Origin of the sequence: Ruminococcus bromii, assembly GCF_002834225.1 — a bacterium.
GTDB classification, from domain to species: Bacteria; Bacillota; Clostridia; order Oscillospirales; family Acutalibacteraceae; genus Ruminococcoides; species Ruminococcoides bromii.
In genome coordinates this window covers 1-26041 of the sequence record NZ_NNSR01000028.1, presented here as the reverse complement: position 1 = coordinate 26041, position 26041 = coordinate 1, and the positions used below count along the sequence as shown (strand labels likewise).

General features: G+C 40.9%; 28 protein-coding genes, 1 other RNA gene, 1 pseudogene and 2 riboswitches. Of the genes and pseudogenes, 28 read left to right on the top strand and 2 right to left on the bottom strand.

Features of this window, described 5'->3' with window-relative positions:
• Nucleotides 1-5: 5 nt before the first annotated feature.
• Nucleotides 6-102, bottom strand: a riboswitch (SAM riboswitch).
• Between the two features lie 156 nt (nucleotides 103-258).
• From RBATCC27255_RS02505 to RBATCC27255_RS02495, 3 genes are all read left to right on the top strand, one after another.
• Nucleotides 259-747, top strand: a complete 489-nt coding sequence (locus RBATCC27255_RS02505) for a GNAT family N-acetyltransferase (RefSeq protein ID WP_101028592.1) — start codon at nucleotides 259-261, stop codon at nucleotides 745-747.
• Nucleotides 748-777: 30 nt separating this feature from the next.
• Nucleotides 778-1110, top strand: coding sequence for a cupin domain-containing protein (locus tag RBATCC27255_RS02500; protein ID WP_101028591.1), 333 nt, complete (start codon nucleotides 778-780; stop codon nucleotides 1108-1110).
• Between the two features lie 82 nt (nucleotides 1111-1192).
• Nucleotides 1193-1414, top strand: a complete 222-nt coding sequence (locus tag RBATCC27255_RS02495) for a hypothetical protein (RefSeq protein ID WP_101028590.1) — start codon at nucleotides 1193-1195, stop codon at nucleotides 1412-1414.
• 51 nt (nucleotides 1415-1465) lie between these two features.
• On the opposite strand, the gene RBATCC27255_RS02490 is transcribed toward RBATCC27255_RS02495, so the two are convergent.
• Nucleotides 1466-1909: a KH domain-containing protein gene (locus tag RBATCC27255_RS02490; protein ID WP_101028589.1), complete on the bottom strand. Its 444-nt coding sequence runs from the start codon at nucleotides 1907-1909 to the stop codon at nucleotides 1466-1468.
• A 187-nt stretch (nucleotides 1910-2096) separates the two neighbouring features.
• Between RBATCC27255_RS02490 and RBATCC27255_RS02485 the strand changes: the two genes are divergently transcribed.
• Nucleotides 2097-2513, top strand: a complete 417-nt coding sequence (locus RBATCC27255_RS02485; RefSeq protein WP_101028588.1) for a GNAT family N-acetyltransferase — start codon at nucleotides 2097-2099, stop codon at nucleotides 2511-2513.
• Nucleotides 2514-2562: 49 nt separating this feature from the next.
• Here the strand turns inward: RBATCC27255_RS02485 and RBATCC27255_RS02480 are convergent, their stop codons facing one another.
• Complete coding sequence (locus RBATCC27255_RS02480; protein ID WP_101028587.1) at nucleotides 2563-2757, bottom strand: hypothetical protein; 195 nt, start codon at nucleotides 2755-2757, stop codon at nucleotides 2563-2565.
• Nucleotides 2758-3013: 256 nt separating this feature from the next.
• Here RBATCC27255_RS02480 and RBATCC27255_RS02475 point away from each other — a divergent pair, with 256 nt between their 5' ends.
• The 24 genes and pseudogenes from RBATCC27255_RS02475 to tnpA all read left to right on the top strand — a co-directional run bounded on the left by RBATCC27255_RS02475 (nucleotide 3014) and on the right by tnpA (nucleotide 25917).
• Complete coding sequence (locus RBATCC27255_RS02475; protein ID WP_101028586.1) at nucleotides 3014-3613, top strand: sugar O-acetyltransferase; 600 nt, start codon at nucleotides 3014-3016, stop codon at nucleotides 3611-3613.
• A 17-nt stretch (nucleotides 3614-3630) separates the two neighbouring features.
• The gene (hflX, locus tag RBATCC27255_RS02470; protein ID WP_021884055.1) at nucleotides 3631-4881 is read left to right on the top strand and encodes a GTPase HflX; all 1251 of its coding nucleotides are present in this window, start codon (nucleotides 3631-3633) and stop codon (nucleotides 4879-4881) included.
• 66 nt (nucleotides 4882-4947) lie between these two features.
• On the top strand, nucleotides 4948-5553 hold the full coding sequence (locus RBATCC27255_RS02465) for a phosphatase PAP2 family protein (RefSeq protein WP_101028585.1): 606 nt from the start codon (nucleotides 4948-4950) through the stop codon (nucleotides 5551-5553).
• A 4-nt stretch (nucleotides 5554-5557) separates the two neighbouring features.
• A complete protein-coding gene (locus RBATCC27255_RS02460) occupies nucleotides 5558-5779 on the top strand; it encodes a hypothetical protein (protein ID WP_101028584.1) in 222 nt (73 codons plus the stop codon).
• Nucleotides 5780-5830: 51 nt separating this feature from the next.
• Nucleotides 5831-6505, top strand: a complete 675-nt coding sequence (locus tag RBATCC27255_RS02455; protein ID WP_101028583.1) for an acyltransferase — start codon at nucleotides 5831-5833, stop codon at nucleotides 6503-6505.
• 156 nt (nucleotides 6506-6661) lie between these two features.
• A riboswitch (purine riboswitch) is annotated at nucleotides 6662-6759 on the top strand.
• A 70-nt stretch (nucleotides 6760-6829) separates the two neighbouring features.
• Nucleotides 6830-8212 carry an NAD(P)/FAD-dependent oxidoreductase gene (locus RBATCC27255_RS02450; protein ID WP_015524211.1) on the top strand — a complete coding sequence of 461 codons (1383 nt, stop codon included), beginning with the start codon at nucleotides 6830-6832 and terminating at the stop codon, nucleotides 8210-8212.
• Between the two features lie 440 nt (nucleotides 8213-8652).
• An RNA gene (ffs, locus tag RBATCC27255_RS02445) (signal recognition particle sRNA small type) lies at nucleotides 8653-8751 on the top strand.
• Between the two features lie 68 nt (nucleotides 8752-8819).
• Nucleotides 8820-10553 (top strand): DNA polymerase III subunit gamma/tau, encoded by a 1734-nt coding sequence (dnaX, locus tag RBATCC27255_RS02440; protein ID WP_101028582.1) that lies wholly within the window; start codon nucleotides 8820-8822, stop codon nucleotides 10551-10553.
• Nucleotides 10554-10572: 19 nt separating this feature from the next.
• A complete protein-coding gene (locus RBATCC27255_RS02435; RefSeq protein ID WP_101028581.1) occupies nucleotides 10573-10923 on the top strand; it encodes a YbaB/EbfC family nucleoid-associated protein in 351 nt (116 codons plus the stop codon).
• A 2-nt stretch (nucleotides 10924-10925) separates the two neighbouring features.
• The gene (gene recR / locus RBATCC27255_RS02430) at nucleotides 10926-11528 is read left to right on the top strand and encodes a recombination mediator RecR (RefSeq protein WP_101028580.1); all 603 of its coding nucleotides are present in this window, start codon (nucleotides 10926-10928) and stop codon (nucleotides 11526-11528) included.
• A gap of 414 nt (nucleotides 11529-11942) precedes the next feature.
• A complete protein-coding gene (locus tag RBATCC27255_RS02425) occupies nucleotides 11943-12689 on the top strand; it encodes an Ig-like domain-containing protein (RefSeq protein ID WP_101028579.1) in 747 nt (248 codons plus the stop codon).
• A 291-nt stretch (nucleotides 12690-12980) separates the two neighbouring features.
• Nucleotides 12981-14648 carry a histidine kinase N-terminal 7TM domain-containing protein gene (locus tag RBATCC27255_RS02420; RefSeq protein WP_101028578.1) on the top strand — a complete coding sequence of 556 codons (1668 nt, stop codon included), beginning with the start codon at nucleotides 12981-12983 and terminating at the stop codon, nucleotides 14646-14648.
• Complete coding sequence (locus RBATCC27255_RS02415) at nucleotides 14645-15952, top strand: sensor histidine kinase (RefSeq protein WP_101028577.1); 1308 nt, start codon at nucleotides 14645-14647, stop codon at nucleotides 15950-15952. Before RBATCC27255_RS02420 ends, RBATCC27255_RS02415 begins: the two co-directional genes overlap by 4 nt.
• Entirely contained in the window at nucleotides 15930-16568 is a 639-nt protein-coding gene (locus tag RBATCC27255_RS02410; RefSeq protein WP_101028576.1) for a response regulator transcription factor, read from the top strand. The genes RBATCC27255_RS02415 and RBATCC27255_RS02410 overlap by 23 nt, the downstream gene beginning before the upstream one ends.
• A gap of 183 nt (nucleotides 16569-16751) precedes the next feature.
• Nucleotides 16752-17153, top strand: a complete 402-nt coding sequence (locus tag RBATCC27255_RS02405) for a hypothetical protein (RefSeq protein ID WP_101028575.1) — start codon at nucleotides 16752-16754, stop codon at nucleotides 17151-17153.
• A gap of 191 nt (nucleotides 17154-17344) precedes the next feature.
• Nucleotides 17345-17731 (top strand): response regulator, encoded by a 387-nt coding sequence (locus RBATCC27255_RS02400; RefSeq protein WP_101028574.1) that lies wholly within the window; start codon nucleotides 17345-17347, stop codon nucleotides 17729-17731.
• Between the two features lie 16 nt (nucleotides 17732-17747).
• A complete protein-coding gene (locus RBATCC27255_RS02395) occupies nucleotides 17748-18332 on the top strand; it encodes a DUF6935 domain-containing protein (RefSeq protein ID WP_101028573.1) in 585 nt (194 codons plus the stop codon).
• 13 nt (nucleotides 18333-18345) lie between these two features.
• Entirely contained in the window at nucleotides 18346-19902 is a 1557-nt protein-coding gene (locus tag RBATCC27255_RS02390; RefSeq protein WP_101028572.1) for a dockerin type I repeat-containing protein, read from the top strand.
• A 12-nt stretch (nucleotides 19903-19914) separates the two neighbouring features.
• Nucleotides 19915-21087 carry a DUF4428 domain-containing protein gene (locus tag RBATCC27255_RS02385; RefSeq protein ID WP_101028571.1) on the top strand — a complete coding sequence of 391 codons (1173 nt, stop codon included), beginning with the start codon at nucleotides 19915-19917 and terminating at the stop codon, nucleotides 21085-21087.
• Between the two features lie 74 nt (nucleotides 21088-21161).
• On the top strand, nucleotides 21162-21521 hold the full coding sequence (locus tag RBATCC27255_RS02380; RefSeq protein WP_147639949.1) for a hypothetical protein: 360 nt from the start codon (nucleotides 21162-21164) through the stop codon (nucleotides 21519-21521).
• A gap of 160 nt (nucleotides 21522-21681) precedes the next feature.
• On the top strand, nucleotides 21682-22056 hold the full coding sequence (locus RBATCC27255_RS02375) for a DUF4186 domain-containing protein (RefSeq protein WP_101028569.1): 375 nt from the start codon (nucleotides 21682-21684) through the stop codon (nucleotides 22054-22056).
• A gap of 17 nt (nucleotides 22057-22073) precedes the next feature.
• Nucleotides 22074-23879 carry a DNA helicase RecQ gene (gene recQ, locus RBATCC27255_RS02370; RefSeq protein ID WP_242958553.1) on the top strand — a complete coding sequence of 602 codons (1806 nt, stop codon included), beginning with the start codon at nucleotides 22074-22076 and terminating at the stop codon, nucleotides 23877-23879.
• Nucleotides 23880-24009: 130 nt separating this feature from the next.
• Nucleotides 24010-25122 carry an Mbeg1-like protein gene (locus tag RBATCC27255_RS02365; RefSeq protein WP_101028568.1) on the top strand — a complete coding sequence of 371 codons (1113 nt, stop codon included), beginning with the start codon at nucleotides 24010-24012 and terminating at the stop codon, nucleotides 25120-25122.
• Nucleotides 25123-25455: 333 nt separating this feature from the next.
• Nucleotides 25456-25917, top strand: a pseudogene (gene tnpA, locus RBATCC27255_RS02360) (IS200/IS605 family transposase).
• The last annotated feature ends 124 nt before the right edge of the window (nucleotides 25918-26041 follow it).

The following is a 26041-nucleotide window of genomic DNA, read 5'->3' as shown; positions in this document are numbered from 1 at the left end:
GTGTTTACTCATCTTTCGGTAAATACCGCAGGATTTGGCACCTTGCATACGCAGGTTGCCGGACTTCATAGGGCCTGTCCCCTCAGTCACTCTTGATAAGATCATTCTTATTCAATTCTATAAATAGATTATACAGTATCTTTCGACAAATTTCAAGATTAATTTGCAATTTTAAAAAGGTAAAAATAGTAAATATTTCAGCCGTTTGGATTGAAAATTTTAACTTATAGTGCTAAAATTAACCCGAGGTGACTGCAAATGAGTATTACCGTGAGAGAATACGGGGAAAATGATATTAAGGGTATGATTTCCGTATGGAATGAAGTTGTAAGGGACGGAGTTGCCTTTCCGCAGACTGAAGAACTTGATTTTGAAAGCGGTAAAAAGTTTTTTGCAGAGCAAAGCTGTTGCGCAGTTGCAGTCGATGAAAACTGTGAAGTTCTCGGAATGTATATTCTTCATCCAAATAATATCGGCAGATGCGGTCATATCTGCAACGCAAGCTATGCAGTTTCTTCTTCTGCAAGGGGAAAAGGTGTCGGCAGAAAGCTTGTGTCGGATTGCCTTGAGCGTGCTAAAAAATACGGTTTCAAAATTTTGCAGTTTAACGCTGTTGTAAAAACCAACAAACCTGCAAGAAAACTTTATGAAAGCCTTGGCTTTGTAAAACTCGGAGTTATTCCGAAAGGCTTTTTGATGAAAGACGGTCACTATGAGGACATCTGTCCTTATTATAAAGAACTTTAAAATTTCAATTTAATCAGGAGGACACGAGATATGATTATTGATTTTAAACATATGGAAGAACAGATTTTGCCGAATTTTAAAGGCGGAGAAAAGTCGTATGCCGTAAAGAAATTCACGGATGACAGAAATATGATTATGCACGGTCGCCTTGAAAGCGGTGCGTCAATCGGACTTCACACTCACGAGGGCAACTGCGAAATGTTCTACATCATCGAGGGAACAGGCAAGGTGCTTATGGACGGCGAGTATGAAAGGGTTGAGGCAGGCATGTGCCACTATTGCCCGATAGGTCATACACACAGCCTTATTAATGACAGCGACTCTGACCTTGTGTTCTTTGCAGTTGTTGCAGAGCAGAAGTAATTTTATTTTCGGTTTATGATTTCCGATTATTTTCTGTTGTATCTCAAATCCCTGAGCAAAAACTAAAACAGGGGTGATTACGGTGAACAGAAATGCAGAAAAACTCGGTGAAAAATGGGACTTGCCGCTCGGATTTACAATGGCTCTCGGTGAAAATTCCGACGCAATGCTTGCCTTGGCAAGTATGCCGAAAAAGTACCGTGACAGATGCATTGACAGGGCGAGAAACGCAAATTCCCGTTGTGAAATGCAGAGAATCGTATCGGATATAGCACAAAAATCTTTTACCGATTTTATAGGTTGACAAAAAAGCAACGGAGCGGAAACTTCGTTGCTTTTAAACTGTTATTTGGTATTATTCATTTGTACTTCTATAAAATTCATTTTCACCGATAAGTTCGCTTGCATTTCTCCAACGAACTTTTTTTGAACATATAACTGTACCTTTATAATTGTTTATATTATCATCTTTTACATCACCGTTATCGCACCAATAAATAAGACCGTCTTTTATGAAAAATGATGCGTCCAATATTTCACAGGTGAAATCCGGATTTACAGGGTACATTCTTATATACTCAAGTTCTGAAAACTCAAGTTCAAGTGCGGAAATATCATCAAATTGTCGCTGAATAAGAACAGTTAGTGTTCGTTTTGTATTTGTGGGAAGCATTGACAGGTTTTTATCAACATATGCCCCGCTTGAATATTTCATTTCTTTTATGCAACTGTCGTGAAATCCGATAATTTCTTTCATGAAATTGTCAATTTCATGCTGTGTACGAAGTTCTTTCCACATACATATCAACCTACAATCAATAGAAGTATATCAATATTATACGGCATTTTAATTTTCAATTATATTAGCAAACTGTACAATTATTTTCTGATTGTTTTGTTGATAAAGATAATTGAGTCGTGTCGTTTATTGACTTTCAGTGCGGAGAAATTTATAATGGTAATATTGATTTTTCGGAGGTGCTCTTATGACGATAAAATGTTTTGACAAATTGCCTGATGAGGCTGTCAAAATCAGAACGCTTGTTTTTGTTGAAGAACAGGGATTCAAGGATGAATTTGACAGCATTGACGAGATTGCAACGCACATTGTTATGTTTGACGGTGACAATCCCGTTGCTGTGGGAAGATTCTTCTTGTCAGAAAACGAGGGCGAATATATTGTCGGACGGGTTGCCGTAAAAAAAGAGTACCGTGGCAAAAATCTCGGAGCTGAAATTTTGAAAGCCTGCGAGGTCGAAATCAAAAAAATCGGCGGTACTGCCGTTACGGTTTCGGCTCAGGTTCAGGCTGAAAATTTTTATAAAAAGCAGGGCTATGTGTCGGTGGGTGAAACCTATTTTGATGAGCATTGCCCACACATTAAGATGATTAAAAATCTTTAACAAACTGACAAAACAAGGCGGATGAAGTGTTGCTTCACCCGCTTTTTGATTATCTGTACTTTTCAACAAAATCGGCGATAAACCTTTTGAAAACGCTTGCCTGTGAAATTCCGATATTTCTGCATATCTCTCTGAATTCTTCAACAAGGTCTTTCGGTGCAGAAAATGAAATCTGGCTGTAAACCTTTTCGTTATATCTGCGTTTTACTTCGGTTGATGTGAAAGTTTTCTTCTTTTTTTCCATAAAAATTCCTCCTCAAAAACAAAACTGCATTTAATAATTTCATTGTTTTCCTGCAAATTACATTGATATTTTCAATGTAACTATATTATACAAAAGCCTGCTGTCCCATTATCCTCCCTATGATTCTGAAAATATAGATTTTGTTGACAGCTGAAAAGTGAAATTGTTTCGAATTTACTTGTATTGAAGGTGAAATTATAATATAATAAGCATTGTTATGTAAATTTTGTTATGTGATTTATTAACGGAGAAAACTATGACTGAAAAAGAAAAAATGCTTAATTCACAGATGTATAACGCAATGGGTGAGAAACAGCTTCGTAACGAACGCTGTTCGGTTAAAAATCTTTGCAGAGAGTACAACAATCTTCCGTTTGAAGATGAAGAGACTCAAAAAATTCTTATAAAGAAAATTGTCGGCAGTACAAAGGAAAATTTCTACATTACCGCTCCGTTCTGGTGCGACTACGGCTACAATATCGAACTCGGTGAGAATTTCTATTCAAACCACAATATGGTGATTCTCGACTGTGCAAAGGTGAAATTCGGCGACAATGTTTTTGTTGCACCAAACTGCGGATTTTACACGGCAGGTCATCCTGTTGATTATCCGAGAAGAAACGCAGGCTTTGAATATGCCTATCCGATTACCGTCGGCGACAATGTGTGGATTGGCGGAGGAGTTCAGGTTATGCCGGGAGTCACAATCGGAAGTAATGTTGTAATCGGCGGCGGAAGCGTTGTTGTAAAGGATATTCCGTCCGACTGCGTAGCCGTGGGGAATCCGTGCAAGCCTATCCGAAAAATCACGGACGAGGATATGAAAACCTGTTTTGACAAAAGTATGAATAAATAACTTCAAGTGAGGATTTTATGGAGCTTAAAAGTAACGAAGAAAAAATTACCCGTGCATTGCTCGTCAGTGTTGACACGGGCGAATATGACGCACAGGCGTCACTTGACGAACTTTTTGAACTTGTAAAAAGTGCGGGAGCAGATCCCGTTTTGTCGGTAACGCAGAATCTGCAAAAAATTGAAAAGGGTACTTTTGTCGGCACAGGCAAGCTTGCCGAGATTGCCGAAATCTGCGAATCACAGGAGATAGATTTGCTTGTGTTCGACAGCGAGCTTTCTCCGACACAGATTAAAAATATCGAGGCTGAAACAGATGTCAGAGTAATTGACCGAACAACGCTTATTCTCGATATTTTTGCCCAGAGAGCAAGGTCAAAAGAGGGCAAGCTTCAGGTTGAGCTTGCACAGCTTAAATATATGCTCCCAAGACTTACGGGCAAAGGTATCGCAATGTCAAGACTCGGCGGCGGTATCGGCACAAGAGGTCCGGGTGAAACAAAGCTTGAAACCGACAGACGACACATCCGCAGAAGAATTGAAAGCCTGAAAGAAGAACTTTCAGACCTTGAAAAGCATCGTCAAATGTTGCGTTCACGCAGAAAAAAGGACGGTGTAATAACCTGTGCGATTGTCGGTTACACAAACGCAGGCAAGTCAACTCTTATGAACTGCCTTACTGACGCAGGCGTGCTTGCACAGGACAAGCTTTTTGCAACGCTTGACCCCACATCAAGAGCGTTGAAGCTTCCGAGCGGTGTAACCGTTATGATGATTGACACGGTAGGACTTGTTCGCAGACTTCCGCACCACCTTGTTGAAGCGTTCCGCTCAACCCTTGAAGAGGCGGCACAGTCGGATATTATTCTAAATGTATGCGACGCATCAAGTGACGAGGCGAGAACACATATGCAGGTTACAACCGACCTGCTTGAATCCCTCGGCTGCGGTGACACACCGATTATAACCGTTCTCAACAAGTGCGATTTGCTTGACGAAACAATGCTTGCACAGGACTTTAAAGCCTGTGTTCGCATAAGTGCAAAGAACGGCACGGGCATAGACGAACTTCTTAATGCAATTGAGAACAATCTTCCCGTCAGAATGAAAAGAGTAAAAATTCTTCTGCCGTTTGCACAGGCAGGTCTTGCAAATGAAATCCGCAACAAAGGCACTCTCATTTATGAAGAATATGTTGCCGAAGGACTTTCGGTTGAGGCTGTTGTTGACGAAGCACTTTATGCTAAACTTGCAAAATATGAATGTGAATAACTTAAAATTTATTTAATTTGACATTCTGTTTTTTGGTTGTTATAATTATTGTGAAAGGAAAATGATATGTCATTCTTTGATATGATTCAATCATTTGACACCTCGGTTCTTGAATTTATTCAGAACACATTTAAATGCTCTTTCCTTGATCCGATTATGGCTTTTTTCAGCTATATGGGTGAAATGGGACTTTTCTGGATTGCAGTCGGCATTGTGTTTATAATTTTCAAAAAAACTCGCTCAATGGGAGTTATGATGCTTGTTGCAATGGCAATCGGCTTTCTTATCGGCGAAATCGGAATAAAAAATCTTATAAACCGACCACGGCCGTTTATGGTGAATATCGATTATTCAACAAGACCGTCTGAGTTGAATCCCGGCTCTGGGCTTAACATAGCCATTCCGTCAGGCAGCAGTTTTCCGTCGGGACACAGCTGTTCGTCGCTTGCGGCGGCAACCGTTATGCTTATCAAGGACAAACGGTTCGGAATACCGGCACTTGTGATTGCACTTTTGATTGTGTTCTCAAGACTTTATAACTATGTTCATTATCCGTCAGATGTTCTCTGCGGAATGTTACTCGGTGTGATTTGTGCCGTTGTCGTTGTGCTTGTGTTTAAAAAGACAGGTCTTGACAACAGGCTGTCACCGCAAAAGGTTAAAGAAGGCTGATTTTATGAAAAATTACAGATTTGTCGGCAAAACCTCAAAAGAAGAATTTCTCATCAAGGGAATAAATGTTTTCAACGAGCGTTGGGTTCACGAGGGCAGTTGTGCCACCGTGACAAATCCTCAGAACGGCAAAAGCTATGTATTTTCAAAGTACATAAGCGGAGGAGTTGAGTTCGTTGCAGGAAAGGACGCAAGCGGTTACTGGCTGTTCTTTGTTGAGGTATAAAACCGTAAAATTCTTTGAAAGAATAATATATATTGGGAGTAAATTTTAAAAATGGAAAACGAAAAATTACTGGCAAAAAATTTGTTTGATTACAGCAGGACTATTGCAAAGCCCTTGCTTGAAACCGTTGATTATCCGTGGGAGGCTCTTCCGAAAATAAGCGAATTTATCATTGAACTCGGAAAAACTCTTGATCCCGAAATCTACGAACAGAGGGAAGAAAATGTGTGGGTTGCAAAGAGTGCAAAGGTTTTTGACTCCGCATATCTCGGCGGACCGCTCATTATCTGCGAAGATGCCGAGGTCAGACAGTGCGCCTTTATCAGAGGCAACGCAATTGTCGGAAAAGGTGCAGTTGTAGGCAACTCAACAGAGCTTAAAAATTCAATTCTTTTTGACGGTGTTCAGACTCCGCATTATAACTACATCGGTGACAGTATTCTCGGCTACAAGTCACACACAGGCGCAGGTGTAATCACATCAAACCTTAAGAGTGACAAGAGCCTTGTAACCGTTCTTTGCGATGGCGAAAAGGTTGACACAAATGTTAAAAAGTTCGGTGCAATGCTCGGTGACCATGTAGAGGTAGGCTGCAACAGCGTTCTTAACCCCGGTTCGGTAATCGGCAGAAACACCAACATCTATCCGCTTTCGTTTGTAAGAGGTTATGTTCCCGAAAACAGCATCTACAAGCGTCTTGGCGAGGTTGCCGAAAAGCTTGAATAATATTTATGCATTTGTCGGCAAGCATAATTATTGTGTAGTTTTTATGCGATAAAGGAAAAATAACAGATTTTAAATTTTTGCGTTATTTTGTTGACAATTGTGATGTTATTTGTTACAATAACCAAGGTTTTGATGACTTTTATCAGAACAATTTTCTGCCGTGTGCAGAAGTTGGATTGTATAAGCCCGTAATACGGACGGGTGTTTCTACAAACTGCCTTAAACAGTTTACTATAATCCCCGTTAAGGGGCGTAGTATTATGTTTTGGCGGTTTTTTTATTGCCCTTAAATGTTACCCACAACAAATAAAGGAGAAAATGATAATGAAAAAGTACGATGTTATTATTGTAGGAGCAGGTCCGGGCGGAATTTTTTCTGCATATGAGCTTGTAACAAACAATTCTGAAATAAAGGTTGCCGTATTTGAAAAAGGTCATCTTCTTGAAAAGAGAAAATGTCCGATTGACGGTGACAAAGTTAAAAATTGCATTTCATGCAAAACCTGTTCCATTATGAGCGGTTTCGGCGGTGCGGGTGCGTTTTCGGACGGCAAGTACAACATAACAAACGATTTCGGAGGCACGCTCTACGAACATATCGGCAAGAAAAAAGCTATTGAGCTTATGGAATATGTTGACAAAATCAATATGAAGTTCGGCGGAGAGGGTACAAAGCTTTATTCCACAGCAGGCACAAGCTTTAAGAAGCTTTGCTTACAGAATAAGCTTAATCTTCTTGACGCATCAGTCCGTCATCTCGGTACGGATATCAACTACATTGTGCTTAAAAATCTTTATGATTACCTTGAAAACAAGGTTGATTTCTACTTTGATACACCTGTTGAAAATGTTGAACTCAAGAACGGCAATGATAAGGAAGGATACCTTGTTGACACAGCTGATGAAAATTATGAGTGCAAAAAGTGCATTGTTTCGGTCGGCAGAAGCGGCAGCAAGTGGATGGAACATGTTTGTCATAACCTTAATATTCCCACAAAGTCGAACCGTGTTGACATCGGTGTTCGTGTGGAGCTCCCTGCCGCAATCTTTTCACATCTCACAGACGAACTTTACGAAAGCAAGATTGTTTACCGCACAGAACAGTTCGAGGACAATGTGCGTACATTCTGCATGAATCCGAAGGGTTGCGTTGTAAACGAAAACACAAACGGCATTATCACAGTAAACGGTCACAGCTATGAGGACAAGGCAAAGCAGACAGAGAACACAAACTTTGCACTCCTCGTCAGCAAGCATTTTTCAGAGCCTTTCAAGGACAGCAACGGTTATGGTGAAAGCATTGCCCGTCTTAGCAATATGCTGGGCGGAGGTGTAATTGTTCAGCGTTTCGGTGATTTGATTCGAGGTCGCCGAAGCAATCCGAGCAGAATCAAAGAAGGACTTGTTGTTCCGACTCTTGATGCAACACCGGGCGATTTGAGTCTTGTGCTTCCAAAGAGAATCCTTGACGGTATCATAGAAATGATTTATGCTCTTGACAAAATTGCCCCCGGCACAGCCAACGATGACACACTTCTCTACGGTGTTGAGGTCAAGTTCTATAATATGGAAGTTGATGTTGACGAGCATCTCGAGTCGCCCCACAAGGGACTTTATATCATCGGTGACGGCAGCGGCGTTACACATTCACTTTCTCATGCCAGCGCCGGCGGTGTATTCGTTGCAAGGGAAATCTTAGCAAATTAAAAATTGACGGCGAGCCGCCGTTCCCAATTCGTGAAGATAGATTGCATAATAAACAGCATATTATGCCCGAGTGCAAAATTGCAAGTGTTTATGCAGTCTATGCTGTGGGGGCGTTCATTGGACGCCCGCATTGATGTAACATTTTGTTTATTCACATAACTTATGATTTAATCAAAAATGTGTATTCATTTGCAGCGGTGAACAAGGTTTGCCGCTGCAAAACAGACGATATCTTTCTGTGACTGCAAACAATAAAAATAACCATAACCTATTGATTTTATCAATCGGTTATGGTATAATAAGTTCGTTGTAAAGCAGACTGAACAATCAGCTTGTCTTGCAATGGTGTTCTTTTGTACAATATATTTCTTTTTACGAACAAAGAAATGAATAATTCAGTTCAGAATTGCAAGAAGTCAAAAAGCGTGCAATTAAGTGAGCGACAGGCCCTGTGCGATTGGGGTCTGTGAATCATGTCAGGCGGGGAACCGAGCAGCATTAAGCAGTATTGCCGATGCGATGCAGTAAGTCTGTCGTTCACTCATTTGTACGATTGCCGTTGTTTCGGCTGACGGCTTGCATTTTTTGTTGATTGAGGGGTGAATTTTTGTATCAGGTACTTTACAGAAAATGGCGACCTAAAACCTTTTCCGATGTTTCGGGACAGGAGCATATAACCACAACTCTTTTAAATGAGCTTAGCACCAACCGTCTTAACCATGCGTATCTTTTTACGGGTTCAAGGGGTACCGGCAAAACTACCTGCGCAAAAATTCTTGCAAAGGCGGTCAATTGTCTTCATCCCGTAAACGGAAATCCCTGCGGTGAATGTGAAATATGCAAGGGCATCGACAGCGGCGGTATTCTTGATGTTACCGAAATGGATGCCGCCTCCAACAGAAAAATTGACGATATTCGCCAGATTATTGACGAGGTTCAGTTTAAGCCGTCAAAGTGCAAATACAGGGTTTACATTATCGACGAGGTTCATATGCTCACAACCGAGGCTTTTAATGCCTTGCTCAAAACGCTTGAAGAACCTCCCGAGCACGCAATTTTTATTTTGGCAACTACCGAGGTTCACAAGCTTCCGCAGACAATTCTGTCACGATGCCAGCGTTTTGATTTTCACAGAATCCCACCCCGTGCAATAGCAGACAGACTGCTCTATGTTGCAAGTCAGGAGGGAGTGACGCTGAGCGATGGTGCAGCGTTGCTTGCCGCATCTGTTGCCGACGGTGCGTTGCGGGATGCTCTTTCTCTTCTTGACAGATGTATTGCAATCAGCTCAGACATTGATGAAGATGTTGTTCGCAGTGCCGCAGGACTTGCAAGAAAGACCTATCTTTTTGAGCTTGCTAACTGCGTTATCAATAAGAATACCGCAAAGGCTCTTGAAATTGTCAACAGGCTTTACGGTGAGTCCAAGGATATGGCAAGGCTCTGCGATGAACTGCTTTCGCATTTCAGAACGCTTATGCTGATAAAGTCGGTGAAAAATCCGAGAGATATCATTATTATGGCTGACGATGAGTTTGAGCAGGCTCAAGTCCAGTCGGATTATCTGTCACTTGCCGACATTGTTTATTATATGGATGTGCTTTCAAGGGCATATCAGAATATGGGTAGGGGAACAGGCGACAGAACAGAGCTTGAAATGGCGGTTGTAAAGCTGTCGTCGGCAGAGCTTGACGGAACGGTTGAGGCTTTGACCGCAAGGGTAACCGCCCTTGAAAAGGCAGTTAAAAAGGGAATAAGGGTAAACTGTGTTCCCGAACAGGTACAAGCTGTGTCACAGCCTGTTCAGAGTGAACCTCCAAAACCGGAGGTTCAAAAATCCGAACCCGAAAAAGTGCAGGAAGTAAAGCCTGTTGTTGAAACGGAAAAGGATGAGCCTGTTGCTCCGACAACGAAAATTCAGGGTCAGCCTGCACAGGAACAGCCTGTTTTGACAGCTTCCGCACCTAAAAAAGCAGTTCAAAGGCAGAGCGTTGACCTTGACGCAATCTATAACAACGCACAGCCCTTCCCCGATTGGGCGGAGGTAGTCAATAATATGAAACCTGTTTCAAGGGCAATTGCGGCGGCATTTGCAAATTCTTCTGCTTACACAAGCGGAAAATATATGCTGATTGACACAGATAACGAAATGGCTTTTGAACTTCTCAAAAATAACGAAAGACGGCAGGAAATCCGTCAGCTTATTTTTGAAACAACAGGTCAGCACTATAACCTCGGTCCGTACAAAAGACCGAGTGCAAAACAGGAAGACAAAACCGATCCCGTTGACAGGCTTGTTGAAAGCTTGCAGGGAAGCGATGTAATAATAACACAAAAATAACCGAAAGGAAGATAAAATTATGAAAGCAAGATTACCAAAGGGTTACGGCAGCGGCGGAGCAAACAACATTCAGCAGCTTGCCCGTCAGGCTCAGAAGCTTCAGGACGATATGGAGGCAGCATCAAAGGAGCTTGAGGCAAAAGAGTATGAGGCAGCAGCAGGCGGCGGTGCGGTAAAGGTTACCGTGACAGGCAAAATGGAACTTACAAAGGTTGAAATTTCACCCGAGGTTGTTGACCCTGAAGATGTAGAAATGCTCGCAGACCTTGTTATGGCAGCCGCAAATGAAGCAATCAGAGCAGCCGCCAAGGAAAAAGAGAGCAAAATGGAAACAATCTCGGGCGGACTTAACATTCCGGGAATGTTCTGATTATGTCGGGATATAATGTTGCTCCGCTTGAAAATTTGGTGGAGCAGTTTGAAAGAATGCCGGGGATCGGCAACAAAACCGCTCAAAGGCTTGCGTATTATGTTCTCAATCTGTCAAAGACTGAAGCAGAACAGCTTGCAGGTGCGGTGATGGATGCCCACACAAAGATTCACTATTGCAGTAAATGCTGTAATCTTACAGACAAAGACCTTTGTCCCGTGTGTGCAAATCCCGCAAGGAATCATTCCGTTATCTGCGTTGTTGAAACTCCGAGAGATGCTACGGCAATTGAAAACACCCACGAATTTAAGGGCGTTTATCATGTTCTCCACGGTTCAATTTCGCCGCTTAACGGTATCGGCCCCGACAATCTTACTATAAAAGAACTGCTTTCAAGGCTTAACGAGGAATCGGTTGAAGAGGTCATTATGGCAACCAATCCGACTGTTGAGGGTGACGCAACGGCTTTGTATATTTCAAAGCTCTTAAAGCCACTTGGTGTAAAGGTGACGAGGCTTGCCTACGGTATCCCCGTTGGCGGCGATCTTGAATATGCCGATGAATACACCCTTGCAAAGGCTCTTGAGGGCAGGAATGAAATTTAATTTCACTCACTTTCCAAAGTAGGGTTTACAGCAGTGAAAAGGCGGAAGCTACTGCGAAAATTAACCGCCGTTTATGATGTTGATTTACCTATTGTTAATTCTTTTTTAAAAATTCCGAGAAAATCGGAATATATTCCTGCATAAATCTTAACCGCTCCGTAAAAGGGGCGGTTTTTTAGAGGTCAAGTCTGACGCTCCCAAAAAGCCGAGAGCAAGAACGGTTAAAACAGAAGAAGCAGATTAAGCACTTTACGAATATGTAAGGTGCTTTTTGTTGTTTGTGAAGATTATTATAAAATAACTTTTATTTCAAAAACTGCACAATAATTACGGCAATGTAATTGATAACTTGTTTATAATGAGGAAAGACATCTAACCACTCTTACGGCTTCGGAAGAATATGTTTCATCTTCAATGGTTGACACAAACACAGGTACAAGAGGAGTTCAGATAATCGACACCTCACAGCTTGATGTTGCTACCGCTACGGACAGAGGTACAGGCAGTCAGAATCACGCATATAAAGCGGACGGTGCTGATATGAAGCTTGAATACGATAACAACTGGAGCAGTAAGAATAATTGCGTTTCAGCCCGTTCAAGAGAAAAAATTAACTTTACCGGTGTTGATTCAATCACAATTGCAATTGATAACTTCGGTGGTTCAACAGCGTCTGACGACCAACTTTTTTATGTTGCCGTAAAGGTTGATGAGTCTCAAAAACTTGACAAGACTGTTCAGCCAGTTGCTTCACAGATAAACAGTAAGATTACATACACTTCATCTGATGAAAGCATAGCAACGGTTGATAATTTTGGTGTTGTTACAGGTCATAAGGAGGGTAAAGCTGTCATTACTGCAGCGGCAAACGGTATTACCGATACCGCAAATGTAATTGTTGACAATTCAGCTGTTACCCCGACCAAACCGACCGTACCGAACCCATCGGATTCGGCTGCATCTGAAACAAAACCCATTGATTCTTCAGATTCGGCTGCATCTGAAACAACCCCGCTTGACTCCTCAGGCAACGGCACTCAAATCAACAACAACGCAGACGCAGTTCAAACAGGCGGAATAATATTGACAGCAATTTTGTTTGCTCTGATAATTTCTGCCGCAGCTGTAATCTATATGAAAAAACGAAAAAACAAAATTTAAACCTGAGCAGATTTGTTTTATGAACAGCAGTAAAAATGAATAAATGATAACCCCCTTATGGCAATATCATAATAATTGTCATAAGGGGTCTTTGTGTTTTATCTGAAAGTATGACTTTGTCTGTCGGTGCCGATATTGATACAGAGTCGGAATTTATCAACCCTAATTTTGTTTTTTAAGAAGATATTCAATTGTATAATCAATATCTTTGTGTTATTATGTAATAAAGTGATACAATCTTAATTTGGCGATTCACATAAAATCTATTTAAAATTAACCGGTTGGTGGCATATGGTTCGCAAAGTAGACAAAACAAAACTTCTGACTGTTATCGGGATAATTATATTCCTGTTTGGCGGTGCGGTGAGAATTTTTTCTCATCTTACTTCCTCAGTAGATAATTATATGGAAAATTTTGATGTTATTATTTTTTCGGGGCTTATTATAGGCTGGGGTGTGTCTGTTTCATATCGCATTGTTCAGAAGAATATAAGAATCTGCCTTGTGATATCCGCAACGCTTATGCTCTTGTGGATGGCTCTTCGTGCCATAAAATACAACAGCCCTGCCGACATCAACACATACGGACGGTACCTTTGGTATTCATATTACATAGCAATGGTGTTTTTGCCGCTTATGATGTTTTTTGCAACGCTGAATATAGGCAAGCCTGAAAATACAAATAACCGAAAATATCTTTTGATTATACCTGCCGCCGTTCTTGTGCTGCTTGTTATGACAAACGATTTACATCAGCTTGCTTTTGTATTTGAACCCGATTTTCACAATTGGAACAAACAATACAGCTACGGTCCTGTTTACTATGTAATTGTAGTGTGGATTTTTATACTTGTGCTTTCGTCAATTGTGCTTTCAATCAATCAATGCAGAATTTCCGCAACACGCAAAAAGCTGTGGATTCCGATTGTAATAATTCTTGTCGCAATAATTTATACCGTTTGGAACAATCTGAATCACGGATATTCGGGACTCAGAATTTACAATGTTCCCGAGGTGTTCTGTTTTGCATCAATTGCTTTATGGGAAAGCCTTATTCAGATAGGTCTTGTGCCGTCAAATACGGGTTACGGCAATTTTTTCAATGCGTCAAATCTTAACGCTCTCATATTTGACAATGAGGGCAATATGAAATACCGCTCAAAAAATGCGGCAAATGTTTCAAAAAATGTTGTTCTGAAAAACGGTAACAGCGTTGTGATTGATGAAAATATAATTCTTAAAAAGCATAATATAAAAGGCGGTAAGGCAGTTTGGACGGAAGACATATCGGCAATTAACCGAATTAACAGAGAGCTTTCGGAGATTAAGGAACAGATTTCAGAATACAATGTAATCTTGAAATCAGAGGCAGAGCTGAAAAAACGCAGAGCGGCAGTAACCGAACAGAACAAGCTCTATGACAACATAACCGAATTTATCCGCCCGCAGCTTTGCGACCTTGAAAATATACTCAAAAACATTGAAAATAACAGCGGAGATATTTCGGTCAATTATGCCCGTGCCTGTGTTGTGAATGTTTACATCAAGAGAATAAGCAATCTGTTCATTATGGCAAAAAGCAGAAAAATGCTGAATGCTTTTGAGCTTGAAAACAGTATCCGAGAACTTGCCGAGTACATTTCTGTTTACGGAATTTCCTGTTCGTTTTTCAGCAATGTATCGGGAGAAATATCCGCTGAAAAGTCAATTGCAATCTTCAAATTTATCGGAGAATTTATAAGACTCAAAATGAATTGCACAGATGCGTTGCTGTTTAATTTAAAGGCTGATAATAAATTTATTGATTTAAAAATCAATTGTGACAGCAAAAATGAAATGAAAATTCCCGATGATTTACTTGACGATATTACAAAACTCGGCGGAAATGTCACCACGGAATATGACGCCGACACGCTGTTTGTGTTTGTTCGTATGCAGAGCGGAGGTGACGGCATATGACTCCCGTGTTTGAAATGCGTTCATTCATTTGCGTTGCACTGATGAGCGTACAGTTTGTTGTCACCTGTATGGCAATCCACAACGCAACAGTGTCTTTTCTGTATAAAATCAAATTGTGGAGGTCGGTTTCGGCTGTTGCTATTGCGGTGATTTCATCGGCAATGTTTTTGGTAAGTACTCAGATTCTGAGTAAAATTTACTATGACAATTCAATTAACATAATGGCTGAATTTTTCGGCAGAATGCCGTTTGCTCTGTCTGTCGGTATAACGGCATACTGCACGGCAATGTCTGTGTACATAACGGCAAGGCTTCACCGCTGCAGGAACAACAATATTTCCGCAATGTCAATCAAGGAGAGCTTTGACGGTCTGCCTGCCGGACTTTGCTATTTTGATAAAAACGGACTTGTTGTGCTGAAAAATAACCTTATGGAGAGTATATGCCTTGAGCTTACGGGTAAATCGCTTAACATTGCAGCGCCTTTCAGAGAAAAGATAAAAGAGGTTTCTCAATATGAAAATGACGGAACATTTACAGTCAGATTAAATGACGGCAGAGTTTTCAGCTTTTCGTTGTCGGAAACGGAAATTTTTTCAAAGTCATATTTTCAGCTTGTCGCAACCGACATAACAGAGTTTACGAAGCTGACTTCAATTTTGGAATATGAGATAGGCGAGCTGAAAAAGGTTAATGTTCATCTGAAAAAATACAATGAAATGGTCTGTGACCTGACAAGAGAAGAAGAAATTCTCCGCACAAAGGAGATAATTCATGACAGGCTCGGAAGCACTCTCATAGCAACAAGAAAGTATCTCGAAAACAATAATCTGCCTGAAAATAATAAAGAATTGCTTGAAATGTGGAGAAACAATATTGCTGTTTTAAACACCGCAGAGAACGACCGCAAAGACGAAAACTTTGCTAAGGATATTGAAAATGCCGCAAGGCTGGTGGGCATAACGCTTGAAATAGCCGGCAATCTTCCGACAGACAATAATGCGGTTGCACGGGTGCTGACCTTTGCAGCATTGCAATGTCTTAACAATGCCGCAAGACACGCCAAGGCGGATAAAATGCTTCTTGAAAGTCTTGACGACGGTGAAAATTATATCTTTAAATTCAAGAATAACGGCAGAAAACCTCCCCGAAAAATTAACGAGGGCGGCGGACTTTCTTCCGTAAGAAAAAAAGCGGAGCAAATCGGCGGAAGCATGAAAATATCGACTTCCGAAATTTTTGTTCTTGAAATCACAATTCCAAAAAGTGAGGTGCTTCAATATGACAAGAGTACTGATAGTTGAAGATCAGTCAATGCCGAGAACTTTATTTGAAATGTATGTAAATCAAAGTGAAAGCTATACGCTGGCAGGCTCAATCAGCAATGCCGATATGGCGGATTATCATTGCGAAAATTCAGATGTTGATTTGATTTTAATGGATATTTGTACGGCCATGGGTGCAAGCGGTCTTGAGGCGGCTGAAAGAATTAAAAAGAAGTTCCCGAAAATCAAGATAATCATAGTTACCTCAATGCCTGAATATTCCTACCTGAAGCGGGCAAGACTGGCAGGAGTTGACAGCTTTTGGTACAAAGAGGTAAGTCCCGAACCTATCATTGAGCTTATGGACAGAACAATGAACGGTGAGCGTGTGTTCCCCGACACAACTCCCGAAATCAGATTCGGCAATGCAATGAGTACGGATTTTACGGAAAGAGAGCTTGAGGTTTTGCGTGAACTGACAAGCGGCGATACAAACACGGAAATTGCAAAAAGGCTTTACATTGCTCCCGGTACTGTCAAAAACTATATACAGTATATGCTTGAAAAAACAGGCTTTAAGTCGAGAACAGAGCTTGCCGTAAAGGCAAGAGAGGCGGGAATTGTAATCCTTGATAACAAAAATGACGACAAATAAATACTTTTTTCTGAATATGTGCCGTTTGGCACATATTTTTTTGCTGTTAAAACAGTATAATACAATTACAGGATATAACTGCTTGGACGGTGATATCTTTTGTACAAAATGCTCCCTTTGTCAGGTTAATATTTAAAGGCAAGGGCGCATAGAATTTATTATTTAATGACAGGAGGAAAAACTATGGAGGCAAAAGGTTCAACTTTTCTTAAAGTAACGGGAATCCTTATGATTGTATTCGGTGCTATTGCATTGATCGTGTCAATCATCGCTGTTCTCGGTATCGCCGCACTTGCAGCTTTTAACGACGGTACATACGATATGACTATGCTTTATGTCGGCGGCGTTTTCGCACTTATCAGTGCGGTTGCTGAGTTTGTTGCAGGTATTATCGGCATTATCAATGCAAAACTTCCGAACAAGGCAAACACATGTATTGTATGGGGCGTTATTGTTGCGGTTATGTGTGTTGCAGGCGAAATTATCAGTATGATAGGCGGCTCACAGTTTAATGTGTTCTCTCTTATCTGCGGTCTTGTTATTCCTGCACTTTACATTATCGGTGCTGTTAAGAACAAAGCATAATTATTTTATTATTTACCCCCCTTTTAATTACCCACCATTGATATTTTTAGCACAAGTTCACAGCTGTCCGAGCAATCGGGCGGCTGTGTTTTTTTGTTTATGTTGTGAAATATGCCGTTTGGCACATTCATCTTGTACCGCAAAATTGTACAATATAAGTGAAAGATATAGGTGAAAAGGGGTGATGTCCGTTGAAGAAAATTTTGCTCAGTGTTCAGAACAATTTGCTTAGTGAGGCTATTCAAAATGCACTTGTCAGGAAGGGAAGATTCTGCATTGAAAATGTTTCGCCAAATCAGGACGGAGAAATTCTTGATTTGTGCATTGCACAAAGAGTTGATGTTTTGCTTATGGATGTCACAAGACTTGCCAATTCAACTGTCGAGAAGCGGCTTGAGCTTTGTGAGAAAATAAAAGAACATTTGCCAAACTGCAAAACGGCTCTGCTTTGTGATGAACAGTCATACCCCGATCTTGCTGACAGGGTTAAACAGGCAAAACAATTCGGAAAAATAAGCTCGTTTTTTTATTCATCCGTAACGGCAGATTATCTTGCTGCCGCACTTGACGCACTTTAAAAAGGAGGTACTGTTTATGGGTATATTTGACAGCTTAAAAAATATGACAAATCAGGCTGTAAAAAACAATGTTACAAAGGCTGTTTCGGGAGCAGTAAACAATGCAAGGTACAAAAGCAAAACATTTGTATTTGCCGATTATCCGAAAAATGCAGATGAACTCAAAAAAATGCCGGAGCTTGACTTTTCGTCACCTCTTTCAACAGCGGCATTTGCAATGCTTGTGTTGCTTGAATATGATGAAAGTCCGGAAAACACAATAGAAATGCTCAATGTATTAAAAGGACCTCAGCCGATGAACGGGATGGATATTCAGTTTTTGCGTGACAGAATCAAGGGCAGGGGATATATTCCTCGCTCGTATTTTGAGGGTTCATCCGTGAAGAACGATTATACACCGAATGTTCCGTACAAAATAACCGTTTCCGAGTATGCATATACCTATCAGAGCGAGGGTTATGCAAAGGTTCAGGTTCAGTCATCGGGAGCGGACTCACCTCGCCCGATTGAGCTTCGCAGAAAGGGCAATCAATGGTTCTTGTGGCGCAATCTTGCACTCTCCGACATACGAACTCCCGCTTCGGATGACCCTTGGGCATAAAGGAGGGATTTTTATGAAAATCAAGAAAAAAGCAAAGCGTATTTCGAGCGTTGCCCTGTGTGTGCTTATGCTTTTAACGGCTCTTCCTATGACAGCCGTAACCGTAAATGCGGCGGCTCAGGCTTATATCAAATATATCGACACCGAGGTTTACATAGGAGATGTCCTTAACATTATCGTGGGAGTAAACGGCGGCAGTACAGACGAAACCTTTACCTATCAATGGCAGGCAAAGTATCCGAGCCTAAGCTGGGTTAACCTCTCCGATAAAACCGACAGACCCAACTCGAAATTTTCGGGTGTTTTTACAGACCATCTTAAATTTCAGACCTACGCAGAACTTGTAGGACCTGACTCAGGGTGGAAAGATGTTGTCTTTAGATGTAAAGTAACGGGTTCAAAGAGCGGTACTTTTTATTCGGGAAAATGTAACTTTCCGGGACTTCTTGAGAAGACAGAAATTCCTATAATTGGATTTTTAGGCTTGGAGAAACCTGAACAGCGGAAAATCCCCTCAACTACGGCAACTCCGATAAACAGCACTTACTACAGTTTTGATTATATTGAGTGGTATGAGTACAAAAACAACAAAGTTAGCAGAAAGCTCAACGACGGAGAAGCTTTTGACAGCGGTATGTATTGTTGTCAGCTATACTTTAATATGAACAGAGGATATGCGGTTGCCAAGAACGCAGTATGTGGCTTGTACAACGACGACGGTCAGGCGACAATTCTTCAGGATGAAACCACAGGTCAATATTATATTTGGGCATATTACGTTGTTGCAGATAAATCGCCATCATTTACACATCAGTCCACTGAGGCAGAAATTATGAAAGGCAAAGAAAAAACTATATCGGTTACTGCCAACAATGCCGCAAGCTATCAGTGGCAGATGAAAGTAAGGAGAAGAACAAGCACCGGTATAGCAAGATATGTGTGGCGAAACATAGATGACGACTCATCCACATCAAGCAAATTTTCCTTCAAGGGTACAAAAACAAATGCTTTGAGCATCAGACCGAATACGGATTTTGATGAAACTCAGTTCAGGTGTGCTGTCACGGGTGAAAACGGTGATGTCATTTACAGTGTATCGGTTAAAGTGACGCAAGAGGTTAAGGCCAAAATAATAATGAACTTCAAAACAGGCGGCTCACCGAAGGACACTATTACTGTTAAGATGGATAAATACACTTTTGACGGCGTTTATAAGGGCAGCTTTGAACATGAAATGGAAAACAGTAATGCAGAACCCTTATATTTGTATTATGAAACATTCCCAGGCAAATATGTCATTACTGTAAGCAAACCGCAGTGTGTTACAAGGGTGTATGAGATATATCTGTATAAAGACGATGTTAGTTTTGATGTAAACATTACAGTTCCGTATGATGTCAATATGGACGGTGTGGTTAATGTTATTGACGCAACACTTGTTCAAAAACATGTTGTTCATAATGTTGAATTTGATTCCTATCAATTAAAACTCGCCGACACAGATAATGACGGAACAATTTCTGTCGTAGACGCTACAAACATTCAAAAGAAAATCGTTAGTCTTTTGTAAAGGAGAACGCTTATGGGACTATTTGAAAAGAAATTTTGTGACCTTTGCGGGGAAAAGGTAAATGCCCTCACAAGGCAAAAGCTTTCAGACGGCTATCTTTGCAGCGACTGCAAGCACAAATTAAGTTCGCTTTCATCAGGTTGGAAAAACAGAACAATAGCTGATGTTAAAACTCATCTTGAACAGCGTGAACAGAACAGACAGAAATATTCGGTATTTGTTCAGTCGGCAAGTGCCGGCACAAATGAAAAGCTTGTTGTTGATTTTAATAACAGAAAATTCTATTTCACAATAGGCAGAGATTTCAAAAACAGCAATCCTGAAATATTCGATTTTTCACAGCTGCAGGACTTTTGGCTTGAACTCGGATATACAACCCTGCAGGATTCCGACCGTGACGGAATCCCCGATGAGTACGACCGCTATGATAACCGTCAGGGCATGAACAGCGGTTTTGGCAGTCAGTTTGGTGCAACAAACTCATTTTCCGGGCAAAACGGTATGCTTGATGTTCCTCTTGCGCTTCAGCCGTATGTTCGTGATACAAACACATCGTCATCACCGCAAAGAATATCTTCTTTAAAAGCAAAATTCATCGTAAATCATCCGTTCATAACCGACATATCAATGTATATTGATTCGTCAATCGGTACTGTAAGAAATGAGCTTATGAGAGCGTTTGATGACGGAATGCAGTTGATGAGATTATGCGAACAAATTAGAAACGGTATGCAGAACAATATGGGTTATCAGCAGAGCGGAATGCCCATGCAGAACAATATGGGATATCAGCAGAACGGAATGCCGATGCAAAATAATATGGGATATCAGCAGAACGGAATGCCGATGCAGAATAATATGGGATATCAGCAGAACGGAATGCCGATGCAGAATAATATGGGATATCAGCAGAACGGAATGCCCATGCAGAACAATATGGGTTATCAGCAAAGCGGAATGCCGATGCAGAACAATATGGGATATCAGCAGAACGGAATGCCTATGCAGAACAATACAGGTTATCAGCAGAACGGAATGCCTGTGCAGAGCAACACAGGAAATCAGCAGCCGCAACAGCCGTTTAATCCGCAAAACTCTGCGGCGATTGTTTGCCCTGCCTGCGGCTATAAGCCTGACGGCAATCCTCCGAAATTCTGTCCGTTCTGCGGAACGACCATGACATAACCGATATGACTTTACGGTCGTTATTTCATAATATTTCCAAACGAAAAATGCGTGCAAAAAAAGAAATAGTGTCCGTGAGTTATTCAAAAAATCATTCAAATTTTGACTACTGCTGTTCTTTTTATGTGCGAAAAGAAGGCACGATTTACCTTTTTGACGCTATCTGCAAATGCGGCTATATCGCTTTTGAAAATGTTTTGATCAACGAAACTGATATGAAGTTGTTGTGCGACGCTGCCGAAGACGCATTGGAAATCCTGAAAAAATATAATCCGAAAAACAAAGAACTGACAGTCGATGACGCCACGGTTACAATCGTTGAAATCATATTTTCCGACAAAAACAGTATGTCGGTCAGTATGACGGAACAAACCTTGGATTCGCTTGAAAAAGCGTTCTTTGCTCTTGCTGAAAAATATTGCAAAGATGTTTAATCTCTAAAAATAATTGAAAAGCAACCCTATGAAAACAACTCCCACGGTCAAACAGTCGAGGGGGTTGTTTTTTTGCAACAGAAAACTATCGCATTTTTTCTTGCCATTACCGTAGTAATTGTTTATAATTAAGTTATGACAATAAAAGAAGGCATAAACGATGCAAACAATAGATGAGGCACTTGATAAACTGAAAAAGTCGGATTTTCGCAGTCGGTTTCATTTAAAGCAAAAGGACATCGACTACATAAATGAAAAGGGAATGGATAAAATCCGCTCCCACGCAGAAGATTTTGTCAGAACACGGCTTGCACCAAAATATATTCCGAATGACGGAAAGCAGACGCCTATGAGGGGACACCCTGTTTTTATCGCACAGCACGCCTGTGCCTGTTGTTGCAGAGGGTGTCTTAACAAGTGGTACAGAGTTGCAAAGGATAAACAGCTTAACGAGGTCGAACAGCAGAAAATTGTAAATCTGCTTATGGCTTGGATTGAACGGGAATACAATGATTATAATTCCAATAAAGAATGATAGACAAGGGCAAAAAGATGAGTGATAAATTAAGCGTGTTGAAAGATTACTTCGGACACGATTCTTTCAGAGACGGACAGGAACAGATAGTTGACGCTTTGCTTGACGGCAGAGATGCACTTTGCATTATGCCCACAGGTGCAGGCAAGTCAATGTGTTATCAGATTCCCGCATTACTTTTTGACGGGGTGACAATTGTTGTGTCACCTCTCATTTCGCTTATGAAGGATCAGGTCGGCTCGCTTGTTCAGTCGGGAGTCCCTGCGGCATACATAAACAGCTCCCTTTCATATCCGCAATTTCTGCGAGTACTTTCAAATACTGAACACGGAAAATACAAAATCATCTATGTTGCACCCGAAAGGCTGTTGACTGACGGATTTCTCGACACCTGCAAAAAGATAAAAATCTCAATGGTTGCAGTTGACGAGGCTCATTGCGTTTCACAATGGGGACAGGATTTCAGACCGAGTTACCTCAAAATTGTTTCATTTATTAAAAGCCTTGAAAATCGTCCGATTGTCGGAGCATTCACAGCAACGGCTACGAATGATGTAAAAGAAGACATAAAGAAAATTCTCAGGCTTGAAAATCCGTTTGAAATTACAACGGGATTTGACCGCCCCAACCTTTTCTTCGGTGTAATAAAGTCATCGTCAAAGGACGAAAAGCTTATTGACCTCATTCGAGAGCGTGGCGACAGGTCGGGAATTGTCTATTGTGCAACCCGAAAAAATGTTGAATCTGTCTGCGAATTGCTCTGTGATAACGGCTTTTGGGCTACAAGATATCACGCAGGACTTGATGAATACGAACGCAGGAAAAATCAGGAGGATTTCGTTTTTGACCGAAAAAATATTATGGTTGCAACCAATGCTTTCGGTATGGGAATTGACAAGTCAAATGTTACATATGTAATTCATTACAATATGCCGAAAAACATTGAAAGCTACTATCAAGAGGCAGGACGGGCAGGCCGTGACGGCGGTGAGGCTGATTGTATTCTGCTCTACAGTCCGAAGGATGTCCGATTGAACCGCTTTATGATTGAAAATTCCGAGGGCAACGATGAGCTTACAATTGAAGAAAACGAGCAAATTCGTGAGCGTGATTTTGAACGCTTAAAGCATATGACCTTTTACAGCACAACAAACGATTGTCTGCGTGGATTTATTCTGCGGTATTTTGGCGGTGATAAAAAGGCTTACTGCGGAAAATGCTCCAACTGTCTTTCCGTTCACAAGCTTGTTGATGTCACAATTGACGCTCAAAAAATTATGTCCTGCATTGCAAGAACAGGACAAAGATACGGCAAAACCGTGATTTGTGATGTGTTAAAGGGCAGTAAAAGCGAGAAAATTCTAAAAGCTGAGCTTAACAGTCAGTCAACCTACGGAATAATGAAAGAGGTTACGGCAAGGCATATTTTCGGCACAATTGACTTTCTTGCCGAAAAGGAGTATATTTCAGCCGACAATGAAACCGAGGCTCTAAAACTTTTGCCAAAGAGCAGAGATGTGCTTTTCGGGCGGGAACGGCTTGTGATGAAGAAAGTTGAAAACTCCGAAAAGGTTGTCAAAACGCACCGCCCCGAAGTGCCTGTCGATGCCGATTTACTTGACGCACTCAAGGCTTTGCGAAAAAGCATTGCGTCCAAAAAGAGCGTTCCCGCATATGTTATTTTTAGCGATGCAACGCTGACTGATATGTGCAAAAAATGCCCCGAAACACCCGATGAAATGCTTGAAGTTTCAGGTGTGGGCAGAACAAAGCTTGAAAAATTCGGAAAAGAATTTCTTGAAGTAATCGCAAAATTCAGATAACTTCATATACTGTTAAAGGATGAACGCAAGCCGTTTGTCCTTTTCTTTTACAATTATCGAAATTGTATTGAAATAATTAGCACAAAGTGATACAATAGTTACGGAGAGAAAACAGATTGGAGGCATTTGTATGGCTGACATATTTGATTACATAAGCTGGCGCGGCGATTTGACATTTGAGCAGGATGGTTTTAACGAGCTTGACGCACTTGTGCTTTCACGGCTTTCATATCTTCCTTTTGACGGTGCGGTATCGTCCTGTCTGTTTGATGAAATTACCCTTGAACAGGCGGCAATGCGTGTGTTTGCAACCGATGATTACGAGAAAAATCTATTGTGGAAGGGTGACGCCGACCTTTTGAAAGCAACGGCAGAGAGCAAGAGATTCGGCAAAATTCTTGTTTCGGGGTATGTAAACGAGGTTGAGTCCGATGTGAGTATGCAGTTTTCCGCAATCACTTTTGAATTTCTCAAAAAGAATTATTTTATTTCATACAGAGGAACGGACTTTTCTCTTGTCGGCTGGCAGGAGGACTTCAATATGTTCTTCACATTTCCGTTGCCGTCACAGAAAAAGGCTCTTGATTATTTTGAAAAGGCAGTCCGTATGCTCAACGGAAAATTTATTCTGGGCGGTCACTCAAAGGGCGGAAATCTTGCGGTTTATGCCGGTGCTTTTACCGATGAAAATTCAAGAAATCATATTGATTATATTTACAATTTTGACGGACCGGGGTTTTCTCTTGACAAAATCAGGGACAGCGGATTTTATGAAATTGACGACAGAATCTACACCTTTGTTCCGCAGTCAAGCATTTTCGGCATGATATTTGAGCATGAGGAGAGCTACACCATTGTAAAGAGCAATCAAAAAGGTTTTCTTCAGCACGATATCTATTCATGGGAGATTGAGCAGAACAGTCTTATCAGGCTGAAAAGCACTACAAATTTCAGCGTTTTCTTTGACCACACGCTGAAAGAATTTGTTGAATCGCTGACAATTGCTCAAAGACGGGAGTTCACAAAAGAGGTTTTTGCCCTTTTGTCGCTGACCGAAACCGCAACCTTTAATGAGATGCTGAAAAATCCGCTTAAAAACACGGGAACAATCCTAAAATCCTTTGCAGGTCTTGACAGCAAAACAAGAAATATGCTTCTGAAAACAATCTTCGCATTCGTTAAAAGTGCTAAAAACAATTTTTCCGACATAACAGGCGGTCAAAACAAAATTACCGTCAGTTAATTATAAAAAAGCTCATATATGCTCCGATACTTTTTAGCGTCGGAGCATTTTCTTTGCAAAAAATCATTTGTCAAGACGAAATTCCCGTTTTGTCAATTGACACTTTTGAAATTTGTATTGTCAGTCTTTGAAAATTTTTCATAATATACAAAAAATCCCGACACGGTGTATGCTGTGTCGGGGTTTTATTAATGGGTTTACCCAGTGCCACGCTTGCGTGGCACAAACAACCACCCGCTATGCGGGTGTGCATAAAAAGTTATACAAAAAAATCACCAATCGTATTACAATAAGAATGTTCAAGTCTATTGTAAAAAAAGAAAGGTGATTTTAATGGCAAATAAAACAAATAGTTTATCCCACACAAAATGGATGTGCAAATACCATGTAGTGTTTGTGCCAAAGTATAGAAGAAAAATAATATAAGCACAGTATCGACAGAGTTTGCAAGACATAATAAGATTGTTATGTCAGTACAAAGGAGTGGAGATACTAGAGGGGCATATGATGATAGATCATGTACACTTGCTCTTAAGTATACCACCGAAGATGAGTGTGTCAAGTTTTATGGGATATTTAAAAGGAAAAAGTGCGTTAATGATGTTTGAGAAACACGCAAATCTGAAGTATAAGTTTGGAAATAGGCACTTTTGGGCAGAAGGATATTATGTGAGTACAGTAGGTCTAAATGAAGCAACCATAAGGAAATACATAGAAGACCAAGAAAAGCATGATATAGCACTAGATAAATTAAGTGTACGAGAATATGAAGACCCTTTTAAGGGTGGCGAGTAATACAAACACCCTTTAAGGGGTGGCGAAAGAGGCAAAGGCAATAGGCTTGAACCAAGTGAAAGCCAGCGTCTTGAGACGCTGGCCGGTAGCATGGGCTTATAGCCCTAGAGCAAACCACCCGTTG

What these genes read in the sequence shown, in the direction of transcription:
- RBATCC27255_RS02475 (WP_101028586.1), top strand. Translation starts at nt 3,014, where the DNA reads ATGACTGAAAAAGAAAAAATGCTTAATTCACAGATGTATAACGCAATG.
- RBATCC27255_RS02455 (WP_101028583.1), top strand. Translation starts at nt 5,831, where the DNA reads ATGGAAAACGAAAAATTACTGGCAAAAAATTTGTTTGATTACAGCAGG.
- RBATCC27255_RS02485 (WP_101028588.1), top strand. Translation starts at nt 2,097, where the DNA reads ATGACGATAAAATGTTTTGACAAATTGCCTGATGAGGCTGTCAAAATC.
- RBATCC27255_RS02390 (WP_101028572.1), top strand. Translation starts at nt 18,346, where the DNA reads ATGAAAATCAAGAAAAAAGCAAAGCGTATTTCGAGCGTTGCCCTGTGT.
- RBATCC27255_RS02480 (WP_101028587.1), bottom strand. Translation starts at nt 2,757, where the DNA reads ATGGAAAAAAAGAAGAAAACTTTCACATCAACCGAAGTAAAACGCAGA.
- RBATCC27255_RS02420 (WP_101028578.1), top strand. Translation starts at nt 12,981, where the DNA reads ATGGTTCGCAAAGTAGACAAAACAAAACTTCTGACTGTTATCGGGATA.
- RBATCC27255_RS02460 (WP_101028584.1), top strand. Translation starts at nt 5,558, where the DNA reads ATGAAAAATTACAGATTTGTCGGCAAAACCTCAAAAGAAGAATTTCTC.
- RBATCC27255_RS02435 (WP_101028581.1), top strand. Translation starts at nt 10,573, where the DNA reads ATGAAAGCAAGATTACCAAAGGGTTACGGCAGCGGCGGAGCAAACAAC.
- hflX (WP_021884055.1), top strand. Translation starts at nt 3,631, where the DNA reads ATGGAGCTTAAAAGTAACGAAGAAAAAATTACCCGTGCATTGCTCGTC.
- RBATCC27255_RS02405 (WP_101028575.1), top strand. Translation starts at nt 16,752, where the DNA reads ATGGAGGCAAAAGGTTCAACTTTTCTTAAAGTAACGGGAATCCTTATG.
- RBATCC27255_RS02465 (WP_101028585.1), top strand. Translation starts at nt 4,948, where the DNA reads ATGTCATTCTTTGATATGATTCAATCATTTGACACCTCGGTTCTTGAA.
- RBATCC27255_RS02425 (WP_101028579.1), top strand. Translation starts at nt 11,943, where the DNA reads ATGGTTGACACAAACACAGGTACAAGAGGAGTTCAGATAATCGACACC.
- RBATCC27255_RS02500 (WP_101028591.1), top strand. Translation starts at nt 778, where the DNA reads ATGATTATTGATTTTAAACATATGGAAGAACAGATTTTGCCGAATTTT.
- RBATCC27255_RS02375 (WP_101028569.1), top strand. Translation starts at nt 21,682, where the DNA reads ATGCAAACAATAGATGAGGCACTTGATAAACTGAAAAAGTCGGATTTT.
- RBATCC27255_RS02450 (WP_015524211.1), top strand. Translation starts at nt 6,830, where the DNA reads ATGAAAAAGTACGATGTTATTATTGTAGGAGCAGGTCCGGGCGGAATT.
- RBATCC27255_RS02385 (WP_101028571.1), top strand. Translation starts at nt 19,915, where the DNA reads ATGGGACTATTTGAAAAGAAATTTTGTGACCTTTGCGGGGAAAAGGTA.
- RBATCC27255_RS02365 (WP_101028568.1), top strand. Translation starts at nt 24,010, where the DNA reads ATGGCTGACATATTTGATTACATAAGCTGGCGCGGCGATTTGACATTT.
- RBATCC27255_RS02505 (WP_101028592.1), top strand. Translation starts at nt 259, where the DNA reads ATGAGTATTACCGTGAGAGAATACGGGGAAAATGATATTAAGGGTATG.
- RBATCC27255_RS02410 (WP_101028576.1), top strand. Translation starts at nt 15,930, where the DNA reads ATGACAAGAGTACTGATAGTTGAAGATCAGTCAATGCCGAGAACTTTA.
- RBATCC27255_RS02395 (WP_101028573.1), top strand. Translation starts at nt 17,748, where the DNA reads ATGGGTATATTTGACAGCTTAAAAAATATGACAAATCAGGCTGTAAAA.
- recR (WP_101028580.1), top strand. Translation starts at nt 10,926, where the DNA reads ATGTCGGGATATAATGTTGCTCCGCTTGAAAATTTGGTGGAGCAGTTT.
- recQ (WP_242958553.1), top strand. Translation starts at nt 22,074, where the DNA reads ATGAGTGATAAATTAAGCGTGTTGAAAGATTACTTCGGACACGATTCT.
- RBATCC27255_RS02490 (WP_101028589.1), bottom strand. Translation starts at nt 1,909, where the DNA reads ATGTGGAAAGAACTTCGTACACAGCATGAAATTGACAATTTCATGAAA.
- RBATCC27255_RS02415 (WP_101028577.1), top strand. Translation starts at nt 14,645, where the DNA reads ATGACTCCCGTGTTTGAAATGCGTTCATTCATTTGCGTTGCACTGATG.